We start from the raw sequence: 13,482 nt of genomic DNA, 5'->3' as shown, positions 1-13,482 counted from the left end.
ATGCAGCTCCCACTCACCGCCTTCACGATGTACCTCTCGTCCGAAGCTTGTGCTCCCCGCACGATCCAGACCTACAACGCCATCATCGCCGCCTTCGACACCTCCTGGCAGTCCAGGCCGGGGAAGGGGACCACGCCCACCCGCACGGACGTGGAGACGTTTCTCGGCCGCAGTCGCAAGGACGGGACTCCCCGCGCCGCCGCCACCCGCAACCAGGAGTTGGCCACGCTCAGGGTGTTCTCGGCCTTTGCCCGACGGGACCTGGGCTGGGAGAACGACCCGACCGAAAAGATCCCCTTCGTCCGGGAGCCCCCGCGGGCGCGGACGGTGCTCACCGCCGACGAGCTCCAGCGCTCGTTCCATGCCCTGTCGACGGGGCTGCGACCGCAGGACCGGGCCTGCAACCTTGCGATCCTGGCCCTGCTCTCCCAGGCGGGCCTCCGCGTCCACGAGCTCGTGAAGCTCGACCTCGACCAGGTGGACTTGGTGACAGAGACCCTTCTACGGGTCGAAGGGAAGGGCGGGACGGCCCGAGAGATTCCTCTGAACGAGCGGGCCCTCCTACTCCTCCTCGACTGGATCAAGGAGCGGCCCAAGCACGCTCTTCCCGGAGAACGGGCCCTCATCGTCTCCTCTCGCGGGACCCGTATCTCGATCCGCACGGTCGAGCGCCGCATCCAGCGACTGCGGGAAATCATGCAGCTCGCAAAGAAGGCGACGCCCCACAGCTTCCGGCACACCTTCGCCACCTTGGCGCTCTTGGCCGGGACCGACCTTGCGATCCTGGCAGAGCTCCTGGGGCACAGTGACATCAACACGACCGCCCTTTACCTGCACTGCCTCGACACGCGTCGCCGGGAGGCCGTCCGGAAGCTCGCGTACACCGTTCCCCCGGAGGTCCTGCCCGTGTCACCCCAGGCCGACGAGCCGGTCCCGACTCCCACTACGGACCCCCTTCCAAAAACGCCGGAACCCCTCGCATCTCCGCCGCCGATCCTGCTTGACGACCAACAGGGCTTGGACGACGCGGCTTAAAGTCCGGATCAGAAGCGCCCCACAGTACTCAAATGTTCAATATGTAAACATCAGTCTACGATCTGTTTACTGGACATCCAAGCAGCCCCGCTTCGGGAGTCACGGCGACTAAAAAAGCTTGACAACCCCTCGGAAACCAGCAAAAGGGGAGGTCAAGAACATTACTCACTGTCATCGGCACGGAAGTTGCCCCATGCGATTCATCGACCTGTTCGCCGGCCTTGGCGGTTTTCACCTAGCTCTTCGCCGCCTCGGTCATGAGTGTGTTTTTGCGTGTGAAATTAACGATACGCTCCAAACCACCTATGAGCGGAACTTCGATATTAAACCTTTGGGGGACATCCGTGATGTAGTAGCGAAGTCCGTACATGACCACGAAATCCTTTGCGCAGGCTTCCCCTGTCAACCGTTTTCAAAAGCGGGACAACAGCTTGGTTTCGAATGCCCCTCGTGGGGTGATCTGTTCGGGCACGTCGTTCGGATTCTGAGAGTTAAGAGGCCTCAATTCTTCATGCTTGAGAATGTTCCACATCTCGAACGTCATAAAGACGGTGGGACGTGGGCGCAGATGAAAAAGCAACTCGAAGACCTGAAATACAAGGTGGAGGAGAAGCGGCTTTCTCCTCACCACTTCGGCATTCCACAGGTTCGGGAACGACTTTTCATCGTCGGTAAGTTGAGGAACCTGGAGGGCTTCAGTTGGCCTGAAAAGGAGTCCGAAGCCAACCCTGATATCACAAAACTTCTTGATAAAGAGCCGCCGAATGCGCGGAGGATTCCAGAGCAGGTCGAAGACTGTCTGAAGGTATGGCAAAAGTTTTTGGATGCTTTCCCGAAGGGAGAGGAGCTTCCATCTTGGCCAATCTGGGCGATGGAGTTTGGAGCGACGTACCCCTATGAAGGGTGGACACTGTACGACTACTCGCCCAGTGAGATGCGTGAATTCAAGGGGGCCTTTGGAGTTCCGCTGAGGAACTTGACCCGTTCTCAACGTCTGAACGCTCTGCCCTCTTATGCTCGCAAGCCAGGGCCTTACCCCGCCTGGAAGGTCAACTTCATTCGGCATAACCGCGAACTCTATATTAAACATAAGAAATGGATTGATCGCTGGCTCCCTAAGATCCGGCGCTTCCCTGCTTGTCTCCAGAAGTTGGAATGGAACTGCAAGGGTGAAGAGCGCCAGATCTGGGATTACTTGATCCAGTTTCGTGCATCCGGTGTTCGTGTAAAGCGCCCTACGAGCGCACCATCTCTTATCGCGATGACGACTACCCAGGTCCCTATTGTCGGTTGGGAAAAGCGCTATCTAACGCCTCACGAATGCGCGAAGTTGCAAGGACTCGGTGATCTTGAACACCTGCCTGAGATTCCGAATCGCGCGTATGCCGCCCTCGGCAATGCTGTGAATGCGGACTTGGTGGAGAAGATAGCGGAGCGGCTCGTCGGTCGTGTAACTGCACTCGAACTACTGGAGGCAGGATGAGATTACCGGGCATCATGCTGAGGGTGGGACAGGTTGTCCCTGGTTGTTTGGATTCGGCGTTCGCGTGGTCGGCGCAGAAGACCGGTCAAAACACTCATCTACATGCGTTCAGGAAGGCGGTATGGGGATGACCCTCGGGTTTTCCTTGCTCTGCCCACCCAATCGCACGTACCTTCTCCCCATGGAGAACAGGAAATGACGACTGAAGCGACCATCGGAACAGATGAAGCTCTGGACTTCAGCGCGGTGGCCAGCCAACTGGCCGAACTCTCGCGCGATGGTACCTTGCCGGAAGGCCAGACTGATCAGGGGTCTCAGAAGGCAGCGCCATTCTCGGCGGGGGAGGTGGACTTTCTGTCGAATGACTGGCTGATGCGTGTCGTGATGGTTCAGCCGTGGCTCGGGCTGGATTCTCCGCTCAATGGCGATGAGAGTGCTGCGAAGTTGGCACAACAACTGTTCAGCGAACTTTCCTATCAGTTGGCTGAACCGTGCTTCACGGTCTCTCCTGGAGGCACCGTTGTTCTCAATGAACGCGGTCTGAGCCACCTGGAACAGCGCTTGTCGCGAGCGGTCGAGTACCGGGAACTGTTTGAAGAATTGCTTGAGGAGGGAAAGACCAAGGAAGCGAACTCCCAATGGCGGGAGAACTGGGATGAAGCAGGTTCACAGGCACGTCAACCGTTCGGGCGCATCTCTGCAAAGGTGGAGGCGTGGAAGATCAAGTCGTTCCGAGGCCATGCGGACGAGAATCTTCTCGACCTGAATCCCTCCTACCAGAGAGACTTCGTGTGGTCTCTCGCGGAGTCGCAAGAACTCATTACTTCTATTCTCCGAGGCATCCCGCTTCCGTCAGTAATTCTCATGCAGGGTGAGGACGACGATATCTGGCACATTGTCGATGGCAAGCAGCGGCTGACCTCTATCCTGCGATTCATTGGTCGTCATCCGGAGGGCCGAACACACGCCAAGAAGTGCGAAGGGTTTTCACTCTTTGACACTGACTTCCGCAAGTTCGTGAAGGCGAATAGCTTTACGCAACGAGATCTGACTGAACACTTCCTTCCGTTCCGTCTCGCGCGTTATGACGCGGGTGATCCGCTCGCTCCTCTCTCGGGGAAGTACTATTCCGAGATCCAGAGCAAGACTGTCGAAATCGGTGGAGAGAAGATCAAGATCTCGAAGCTTTTTGAATCGGAAGCTACGAATTACCTCATTCCCGTAATCCTGTACAGTAAGACGAGCCTTCAAAACATTCGTCGTGTGTTCAGCCTCTACAATAGCCAGGGGAGAAAGCTGAACGCAGAAGAACTGCGGAACGCGGGCTTCCACCACTTGGCATTGACCAGGCTGTTCCTCGTGCTGAGCGGCGATCGAGCTGATGATGCATCGGTCGATGCAATGGTTCCCTTCATGCCTCCCGAACTTCGGAAGAGGAATCCGGAGGTGGGGAAGATTCTCGGCGAACTCGGATTCGGAACCTCGCGCTTCAAGCGTACCAAAGTTCTGAGCTGGGCGACTGCTCTGATGTTCCACAAACCGAACGAGCAGAACGACAACCTCTCAACTCCATCAACGGCGATGCAGATCGACGCCATGCTGGAGGACATCAGCACACGAGGTGAGGGCCACCCTCTCTACTCGACTGCGCAACTCAAGACGTTCTCTCAGATCTGGCAGGATGCTATCATCGCCCATAACGATGCGGCTGACGCCTGGGACCCGAAGTTCCGTAACCGTAGGGGGATCGGTTCCAAGTGGGAGGAACTGCCTGTCGTTGCGAGCCTGATCACCGCATTCCTCGTCGTGGTGGCCGAAGCAACTTCAAGCCTTCTGGATAGAACCGATACGCTGCGTGAACTGACGAAGACGCTCCCTGGTCCTGCCAAAACTCAGAACAAGACTCAGTGGCAGTATGTCGCAAAAGTTGTGACCAAACTGCTTTCGGCGATGGAGGTTGACGAGGCGAAACTCGGAACGGTTTTGGACCAGCGGTTTAAGTATAACTGCCTCACTACCTTCCATAAGCTCGCCAAGTAGGACGAAGGATGAGTGATCAATCCCGGATCGAACTCCTGCACCGGGTCGAGCCACAAGTGTCCAAACCGGTTGCCGACGGAGCAGTTCCAGACTCGTGGTGGGCTCGTATCGAGCAAGCGTTCGGGAACTTTACCCCTGATGCAAAGGCGGCATTCACGCACGACACACACGCTCTTGCATGTGAGGTTCTTCCACAGGCTAAAGACGCAATATCAGAGAACTGGCCTGCAAGCCGGATTCGTACCGGGGTCGTTGTCGGATCTGTACAGTCCGGCAAGACTGCAAGCATGTTGGGCCTGTCAGCTCTGCTTCTGGACCGAGGCGTGGGCCTGCTCGTTGTTCTGGCAGGGACACGCATTGCCCTTTGGCTGCAAACCTACGAGCGACTCCTAACGCAACTCGACGGAAGCACTCCAGAAACTGCTTGGAGGCGCAACAAAGAGCGCGTACTCGTACCTGCTCCGGAAGACATTCTTAGCGCCGATGCCCGCGCGGAGACGCGCGCGTACCTGAGGTTCCAGCGCCGACAAGTTGAAAAGGCATTGCAAGAAGGTCGCCCGTGTTTGTTTGTCGTGCCTAAGGAAGACGCTCACCTGCTTGAACTCGGTCGGTTGCTTCGGGAACTTCTTTCCCCGGCTCTTCTTGATGCACGAAGCCACCCACTCGACCTCGTTGTTCTCGACGATGAGGCCGATGATGCATCTGTACTCGCAGCGGCGACGGATAAGGTCACTCCAAAGTTTATCCAAGAACTGTGGAGTATTCCTGGCAATCCTGACGTAACGTGGCATCCTCGACTTCGGGCGGTGTACGTTGCGTACACGGCGACGCCTCAAGCAAACCTTCTCCAGGCAAGCCATAATCCTCTCTCTCCGAGAGACTTCTTTTTCGCTCTCAGAACGCCTGATCAGGTCGGTGCGGTTGTTCCGAGACAATTGACCTTTACTGAACGAGTTGGCATCCGCCGATATTACACGGGGGGTCGCACGTTTTATGAGCGTTTGCGTGGTCGCCCTGGTGACTTTTGCTGCACCCGACCCTATCCAGTTCAAGGACAAGGAGAACCCGCTGCTCTGCACGACGCCCGAGTAGCTCGGGAGCGTTGGCATCTTCTGGGAGACGCACTTCGATCCTACTTTATCGGTGGTGCACTGCGCCTGTATCTCGGTAAAAGGCGGCTTTCGACGCTGCCTCTTGCACCCGTGTCAGAGGGGGCTCTGCGAGCAGTTTTGCCCGATCCCCATGTAATGCTCTATCACCCTTCAGCTCTCAAGGATCTTCACTTCCAGGGGGCAGAAGATATATCTCGTTGGTCGGCAGCGAAACCCGGTGAAGAAGCGCGTACCAAGCCTGCTGAAGTGGAGGAAGGAAGGTTCGTCCTTGACGTCCAAGGACTCGTTGCCCGACTGAGTTCTGAGGAATCCGCGTGGCGCGGGTGGGTGGACCAGTTCGATCTCACGTCTGGCGAACTTCAAACCCTTCCCGGAGGGACCTATCCCTCGTTGGCCGGAGTTCCCTGGGAGGCTATCCGAGAACTTCTTGTAACCGAGATCTTTCCACATACAAAACTTCGCGTTCTCAATTCCGATCCTCGCGCCGATGATCGCCCAGTCTTTTCCCCTGTACGAGTCGATGAACCTTCTGGGACATTCCTTCCCCCACACGAGATCTACAGCATCTTTGTCGCTGGGAACATCCTCTCTCGGGGGCTGACGCTCGAAGGACTTTCAACGAGCTTGTTCCTCCGATCCTCCCGGGAACCGGCCGCAGACACGCAGATGCAGATGCAGCGCTGGTTTGGGTATCGTGGTTCCCACCTCCCATTCTGTAGAGTATTCCTTTTTGAGGATCAACTGGCACTCTTTCGCAGCTACCACGCGAATGATGAGGCGTTGAAGCAAGAAATTCTACGGCGAAGCGATGTATCGACGCCACCGGATCGTGTTCTCGTCCTCGCGGGCGAACGGTTCGTCGCGACCGCAAAGGTAGAGACGCGGCATCTTCCCCTGCATCCAGGTCCTACGCCTGCCATCCGCATCGTCGAGCATGAGAACGATGCTCTAATCCAAGCTAATACGGATCTGGTGGTACAGTTCCTGACCGGTCATGAAGTCGATGTCATCGAAGCTCCCGTCGGTACGGTTCGCGGTCTAATCACTCGCGAGCCGATCGGAATGTTCGAGGTTGCCGACCTCCTCGATGGCTTGTGTTACAGCTACCACGACCCAGATCCCACGCATGAAGTCTACGCACGATGGCGCTCATTGGAAGTCCAACTCGGTCTCGGGGTGTCGCTTCTCAGAACGCCTGGGAAGAAGCCGAGCGCTCCTGCTGTTGAACCTGGCGGGTGCCCCTACTCCATTGCCGCGTATCTGCGGCTCTGGAACGCACTCCTCGGTCAGCACGATGTACGGGGCTTTTACCCGACAGACAGACCGGGCCTGAGCTGGCACATGATCGACATCGACGCTCATCGAACTACTCGCCCTCGTTTCTATGTCGGGGTGCGCTTTGGGAGCGAAGGCGTCGCACAAGATCCGCGACTGGCTGAACGTGGCATTCAGACGATGCGACGAGGGCTCTCAATCCGCCCCCATGTCCTGGAAACCCTGTGGGGAACTAGAGGGACAGAGGGACAGTACTACGGCGACCAGTTGTTCGACTATCACCTGCATGCTTCACAGCCCGTTCCCCGCCTTCACCAGGACTCGCTCTGGCGTCCACGGTCCCACCCTGGGCTCGTATTGGTGCATCTGATCCGTCACCCTGAGAAGCCCGTGGATATGGTCGCGCTCGGGCTTGCGCTGCCTCATGGCGGGCCTGATCATATCGCGGCACTCCGGGGGGCCACCCATCCATGAGCCAGACGTGGACGTTCGAGAGTCTTCGCGAGGCACTGCAAGTGCTGCAACCGGAGCCTTCTTTCGGCGTCCGTCGGACATTCTGGATCGTTGAGCGACTCCTCGGCGTGGCGATCTATAGCCAGAATCGATACGAACTGTTCCTTGTGGGACCTTCTCTTCGCCCCCGCTCTCCTGTGGTTCGCCGTCACATCGAACACGGAACGTGGCAAGGCCAGGAGGGGGCACCTTTCGAGGCGAATCGCATCATTCTGCCTGCAGCCCCTCACTTTCTTTCAGTGGCGACGTTGATCGCTATTGAGTTCCTGCGTGCGGGCCTTGGAGAAGGGATTCCCCTGCCTCAGGCGTTCGAGGTTGTCGAACCTTTTATCGAACTCGCTCTGCGCCGAAATATTCTTGCGGATGAGTCCATCCTGGGCCTCATGGGAGAACTCCTCACGCTGGACCGGGCACTTCTCTCGGTCCGGGACCACCCTCCCTTCTATTCAGCCGTCATTGATTCATGGCGTGGCTACCAACACTCTGCAACCGACTTTGTGTGGGGGGCTGTTGCAACAGAGGTGAAGACCACAACCTTGAACGAATCCAAGCACTGGATTCACAGCCTGGCTCAGGTCGAGGCAGTGGGACTTCATGGAAAACTTCCTGGTGCTGAGATCATGCTCCTGAGTTTCGGTCTCACCCCATCGGCCGACGGCGGCCTCACGATCCCTGGTCTCGTCGATCGTATTCTCGGGCGGTTGAAGACCTCCGAACCCGGCACTTTGAATCCGCTGCAAGAGCGTTTCCTGCACGATCTCTACTCCTATGGTGATGACGCTGGAAGCCACTACGATCACGCACGCATGCGGGATTGGCCTGCTTATCAGGCCGCGTGGACCCTCACCTTTACCCCAAGGCTTTACCGTCTTGGCGATTCTGATATCCGCATCATTCGCAGGGCCGACCTCGCTGGACTGCACGTAAGCGCTGACCACATCCGTTATCGGATGGATCTACCGCCTGTAATCAACGCGACGAACCCCCACTCTGATTGGATAGCAGGTGTGAGTTCTTTGGTTCGCTCTTGGCTCAATGTTACATGATCGAGGTGAAAGGTCGAGCAAGCCCGTAACAATGAATCCGGAAAGTCACATCGACGTTACTCCAGCCGTCATTGCTCAATTGAGGGACGTACTGGCAGGTCTCTTTGATAGTCCAGACTCCGCACGACGTGTTGCAGCCGACGCAGGTTTGCGTCCCGACCGCCTCGCGTTGCAAGGCAGCCCTCAAAACTATTGGCACGAGATAGTGGAGGAGGCCCGGAAGGCACAACTCTTGGGCGTTCTCGTCCGGATTGCATCTCAGCAATATCCAGCCAATGCGGTTCTTGCGGAAGCAGCGTCAAGATTCCCCTCTTACGGCAGCGTTGCACCTGCGACGACGGGTTCTATGCCCCCACACAACTTGCTCCGGAGGACGCCATCGTTCATTGGACGTTCGTTGGTTCTTCACGCGATTCACAGACGCTTGGTCGAGGAACCTCCGGCTGAGTTGCTTTCCGGCCAATGCACCCTCTACGGGCTGGGTGGTGTAGGTAAGACCTCGATTGCTCTTGAATACGCTTATCGTTACATGCACGCGTATCCGGGGGGCCTTTGGTGGGTGGATGCGAGCGCTGCGCCTGACGATGCGTTCGCTCGACTTGCGGGCACACTGCGCATTATCGGCTCTTCGGGGGTTCGAGATGTGATGGCACGTGTCCCACGCGATGCACCAGCCAATGACCAAGCAAGTGCGGTACGTCTGGCACTTCAAAATCAGGGGCGTCGGACTCTCCTCGTGCTCGATAACGTGGAGACTGAAGGCTGGAGCGCATGGTTTCCGGGCGGCCCGGTAGCGGTTCTTGCACTAGCTCGTGATCGAACGATAGCGCCAACGGAATGCACAGTCCGAGTTGATCCCCTCGATGACGATGAAACACATGAACTGGCCTCACGTCTCGCAAATACACCCACTTTGGCGCTCGCCGACCAAGAGGCACGTTCACGCGTGCTTGTACACACTCTTGGTGGCTTGCCCTTGGCTGTGACCGTTGCAGTGCGTGCGGTAACGCAGATGCGAATGACATGGCGTGGTTACGAGCAACTCCTTACTACTCACGCGTTGCGTCTGTTGGATGATCCCCGACGGTCTGTGGATTACCCGCGGGGGGTCTTCGCAGCCCTCGATGTTTCACTCGATCGGTGCGCTGAACATGAAATTGCACGCCGAATGTTGGACGCGGCGGCACTATTCGCACCTGAGTTCGTACCCCTCGCATGGATCACCGAGGCGATCGAACTGGAGGATGAACTCGACAGGCATGATGCTTTGGAGATTCTTGAGGCTTTGGCTCTGATCAGCGTCAACCCAGAAGGTGGCGCACTGTCGTTTCATAGGCTCGTCCAATGGCGTGTGCGGGACCGTATCACCGAGTGGCCGAAGTCCGTTATCCAGCGTGCTGGGACATGTGTCTACCGGTGGCTCGATGATGCCATAAAGCGAGTCGCAATCACGGAAGCAGAAGCAAGACGCCCTCATGTCGAGTCTTTGTTGGGCATTCTTGATAATACTGAAGAGCATCGTGCCTGGATTCAAGTTGCTGACAAGCTCTCGGTTTATCTGCGTACTGCGGGACAGTATCAGGCGGCGGCCGAGTTGGCTCGCGCGGTACTACGCCGAGCCGAGGAACTCGAATCTTCAAACTCCGAGGAGATTGTCGAATATCTGATGGAATTGGGCGCTACTCTGCGAGAACTTGACGATTCTCGGGGGGCATCAGAAAGTTTTGAACGTGCTCTCGGCATTGCATCATTGGTCCATCCCCCGGATTCAAAGCAGTTGGCTAGGGTGCTTTCCAACGTGTCTCTCGTTCGTCACGATATCGGTGACGTACGCGGTGCATTGGAGGCCCTTGATCGAGCTGCGGTGATATGGGGGAATAGCTCTCAGAGGGATCGTGGGTATTCTTCGTTTCTGATGAATATGGGTATGACGTATCGGACGTTGGGATATCCCGCAAAGGCTAAACCATTCTTGGAGCAAGCGTTGCAGGTCAGGGAAGAGCCGGATGAACTCGACCGTCCGCGGGTTGCCGTGGCGCTCATGAATCTTGCCCTTGTACTCCGTGACTTGGGCAACGCTGCGGAAGCTCTACCACTCCTCGAACGCGCGCTCTCCATCCATGAGGCTACTCATGGCTCCGACCACCCCGTCGTTTCGATCCAACTTTCAAACCTGGCACTCGTTCTCCTGGACCTCGGAGACGCGCACCGTGCGGAGCCGCTCTTGGTGCGAGCCATTGGTATTGATGAAAAGGTTCGTGGCAAAGATCATCGAGAGTTGGCGATGCGTTTCAATAATCTCGGCTTGGCTTTCCGCAGTCTGGGAAAGCATGAGAGAGCGCTGTCGTTTTTTGAACGCGCGCTGTCGATCCACGAGCACGCTCTCGGGCCAGAGCATCCTGAAGTCGCCATCCGCCTTTCTAATGTAGCGCTAAATCTGCACGATCTTGGGAGACCTTTGGAGGCTCGACCGCTACTTGAACGCGCGCTCCGTATTCATGAGAATGCGTTCGCCGAAGACCATCCGAACACTGCCTTGCTGGTTTCAAACCTGGGTATGGTACTTTCCACTTTGGGCGAGGATGAGAAAGCGAGAGAGCTTTACGTGCGCGCTATCAATATTAGAGAGCGGTTGGGGCAGTCCCATCACCCGGCCGTTGCTTCCCCTCTCTCCAATCTAGCATTGATTGAGAAGGAGTTCGGTTTCCCAGAGAGAGCTCTTCCTCTGCTTATGCGAGCTATTGGTCTGCACGAAGCGGCCTATGGTTCAGATCACCTTGAGGGTGCTTTGCTCCACGACAATCTTGCTTCGGTGTTGTTGTCTTTGGGGAGAACGGAAGACGCTTGCGAGGCGTTGACCCGTGCATTGACTATCCGTGACAAACTTTTCCCACCGGGTGATCCGCACCTTCTTCGTCTGGCCTCGAAAGCTGCGGAGTTTCTTCCGGTGGAAGTTCCCAATGCCGCTAGGCCTTTTCTGGAGAAGGTGCGATCGATCGCGTTGCAAAGCCTTGAGCAACCGAGCGGCTGTTGCATTGAAGACATTCTTATGATCGTCGATGCTTTTTATAGAGCTGGTGAATTGGATGAGGCTGAACGGATGGTAGAGCAAGTTTTTGCGACCCAAAATGAACTTCTACAGGCTGGGCATCCAGACAGCACATACTGTTTCATCCATCTAGCTGCATTCAAGTATAAGAGAGGCGATCACAGCGGTGCCTATAAGTTGCTGTCAAGGGCATATGATGAGCACGTGAAAGTTCATGGGCTGAAGAACGAGAGCGCCATATCGTTGGAATCAAAACTTGCCGTTGTGCTAATAAACAACGGTGACAAAGCCGGTGCACTTCAATTCGTGCGGCGTGCTTCGGAGAAGGCAATTGAGGTTTTGGGACATGAGCACCCCCTATTGGCCACTCTCCAAGAACTGCGTGTGGCCCTCCCCCCTGGATTGAATGCGAGGCAATCAAGGGCGGGATCAGTTAAGCACAAGCAACGGCGTCGTTGATAACGGTAAAGAAACCGGAAACGCTTCAGAATGTTCCCGTCTGCCTCACGAACTTGACTTTGGGAAGCGACTCGTAGAGAGCACTGGAGAGGTTGAACTCTCCGTTGGGATTGACAGTCCTTGGCGTGGGTCGAGTCGATTGGTGCGGCAAGCCTCAGGTCCACAATCGTGCTCGTACGCTGGTAGTTGAGGAGGGGACGTGCGCTTCGTCGGGCGAGGTCGAGAGAGGCGAAGGAAAAACAGAGGCAGACATCTGCATCCAGTTCGGCGAGAGATCGTCGGAGTAGATTCCACAAGGCGTCGAGCCGCTCCACCGCTGCGTCCAGTTCGGGCACTCGGAGTACGAGCTCCGAGCCCAGGATCGTGAGGTTCCGCGGCTCAAGGGCACGAGCACGAGTGAGTGAGAGCCTTTCAGGCTTGGTCTGCCTTGCGAGCCGAGAGATAGGCTTGGTGGAGCAGGTGCCAGAGTTCGACTTCGCCTGGGCAGGTCGCGAGAAGTTGCCTGAGTTCTCGGCGGGCACGCACCCGGTTTGCTACGGCGACCCAAGCGAACCCTGCGACGCGGAGGGTGGGCGCTGCCGCCACAGCCTTCCGGTGCGCGTCCTGCTGCGCCCGAAACTCTGGGTTGAACTTCACGCGTGCGGCCCTAGCAGCCTCGGGCGACATCCTTTCACTCTCGACGAGGACTTGGCCCCAAGCCACAGGCGCGGCGGTCGGGGCCAGCACTCGGACGAAACAGCGGCATCGTTCGACTGCGACCCCCAGGCGGGTTGCGGCCCCGGGGGTGGACAGTATCCGAAGCGCTTGGGTTTCACTCCGAGCGGTGGCGCGGGACAGCGTTGCGGCCTCGAAGCGACGCTCCCTGCCTCCCTCTGCCAGGAGGGCAAGCGCCCGGAGCTTGAGCTTGCCGCCGCCGGTCTTGGTCTTCCGGTACGCCTCGGAGATCACGGCTTGACCGTACCGAACTCCCTGGGTCAAAGCCACCCGGCTTGGAGTTCAAAATCTTTGACCAATTACAAAGACAGCGGAATTGCCCGCGTTGAGACAGTAAGAGTTGACTCCATCAGCGAAGGGAATAGAGTCGCGCGCCATGTCCGGACACGAGCAACCAGCCCAAGTGGACGTTGGAATCCTGTCGGTAATTGCACCCGAACTCGACGCGGCCTTCACAGTTCTCGGTATTGACCGGCTGCATGATCGCACGAAAGAAGCTAGCGGCACGATCTACTGGTACGGTTCGACGTTTTCAAAAATCGTGAATCGTCATTACTCATTCGTGCTGGGGTGTATTGGTCGTGCTGGCAATCCCGAGTCGGGCGCAGCAGCGGCGGAAATGATCGCGAAGGGGTGCGGCTCTTTTGGTGCGGCGGGGTATGAAGCGGGTTGCGCCGTGGGACTGGAAATGGGGGCGGTGGTCGGGTAGTCGGGGTTTGCCCACCACCAACCTCCGAGCCACCGCCATGAGCACTC

Annotated in this window: 7 protein-coding genes; all 7 read left to right on the top strand. The window is 57.2% G+C overall.

Annotated elements, in window-relative coordinates:
• Nucleotides 1–1,035, top strand: a 1,035-nt coding sequence (locus tag K1Y02_20090) for a tyrosine-type recombinase/integrase (protein MBX7258673.1), incomplete at its 5' end; no start/stop codon positions are given.
• A gap of 193 nt (nucleotides 1,036–1,228) precedes the next feature.
• Nucleotides 1,229–2,518, top strand: a complete 1,290-nt coding sequence (gene dcm, locus K1Y02_20085; GenBank protein ID MBX7258672.1) for a DNA (cytosine-5-)-methyltransferase — start codon at nucleotides 1,229–1,231, stop codon at nucleotides 2,516–2,518.
• Nucleotides 2,519–2,713: 195 nt separating this feature from the next.
• A complete protein-coding gene (locus tag K1Y02_20080; GenBank protein ID MBX7258671.1) occupies nucleotides 2,714–4,558 on the top strand; it encodes a DUF262 domain-containing protein in 1,845 nt (614 codons plus the stop codon).
• Nucleotides 4,559–4,566: 8 nt separating this feature from the next.
• Nucleotides 4,567–7,419 carry a Z1 domain-containing protein gene (locus K1Y02_20075; protein MBX7258670.1) on the top strand — a complete coding sequence of 951 codons (2,853 nt, stop codon included), beginning with the start codon at nucleotides 4,567–4,569 and terminating at the stop codon, nucleotides 7,417–7,419.
• Nucleotides 7,416–8,504 carry a PD-(D/E)XK motif protein gene (locus tag K1Y02_20070; GenBank protein ID MBX7258669.1) on the top strand — a complete coding sequence of 363 codons (1,089 nt, stop codon included), beginning with the start codon at nucleotides 7,416–7,418 and terminating at the stop codon, nucleotides 8,502–8,504. The genes K1Y02_20075 and K1Y02_20070 overlap by 4 nt, the downstream gene beginning before the upstream one ends.
• 31 nt (nucleotides 8,505–8,535) lie before the next feature.
• On the top strand, nucleotides 8,536–12,012 hold the full coding sequence (locus K1Y02_20065; GenBank protein ID MBX7258668.1) for a tetratricopeptide repeat protein: 3,477 nt from the start codon (nucleotides 8,536–8,538) through the stop codon (nucleotides 12,010–12,012).
• Nucleotides 12,013–13,102: 1,090 nt separating this feature from the next.
• Nucleotides 13,103–13,435: a hypothetical protein gene (locus K1Y02_20060; GenBank protein ID MBX7258667.1), complete on the top strand. Its 333-nt coding sequence runs from the start codon at nucleotides 13,103–13,105 to the stop codon at nucleotides 13,433–13,435.
• Nucleotides 13,436–13,482 lie beyond the last annotated feature (47 nt).

The organism is Candidatus Hydrogenedentota bacterium, from assembly GCA_019695095.1.
In the GTDB taxonomy this organism is placed as follows: domain Bacteria; phylum Hydrogenedentota; class Hydrogenedentia; order Hydrogenedentales; family SLHB01; genus JAIBAQ01.
This window is presented reverse-complemented; position numbering and strand designations above follow the sequence as displayed.

Coding starts and splice junctions, on each gene's coding strand:
- dcm (MBX7258672.1), top strand. CDS start 1,229: ATGCGATTCATCGACCTGTTCGCCGGCCTTGGCGGTTTTCACCTAGCT.
- K1Y02_20080 (MBX7258671.1), top strand. CDS start 2,714: ATGACGACTGAAGCGACCATCGGAACAGATGAAGCTCTGGACTTCAGC.
- K1Y02_20075 (MBX7258670.1), top strand. CDS start 4,567: ATGAGTGATCAATCCCGGATCGAACTCCTGCACCGGGTCGAGCCACAA.
- K1Y02_20070 (MBX7258669.1), top strand. CDS start 7,416: ATGAGCCAGACGTGGACGTTCGAGAGTCTTCGCGAGGCACTGCAAGTG.
- K1Y02_20065 (MBX7258668.1), top strand. CDS start 8,536: ATGAATCCGGAAAGTCACATCGACGTTACTCCAGCCGTCATTGCTCAA.
- K1Y02_20060 (MBX7258667.1), top strand. CDS start 13,103: ATGTCCGGACACGAGCAACCAGCCCAAGTGGACGTTGGAATCCTGTCG.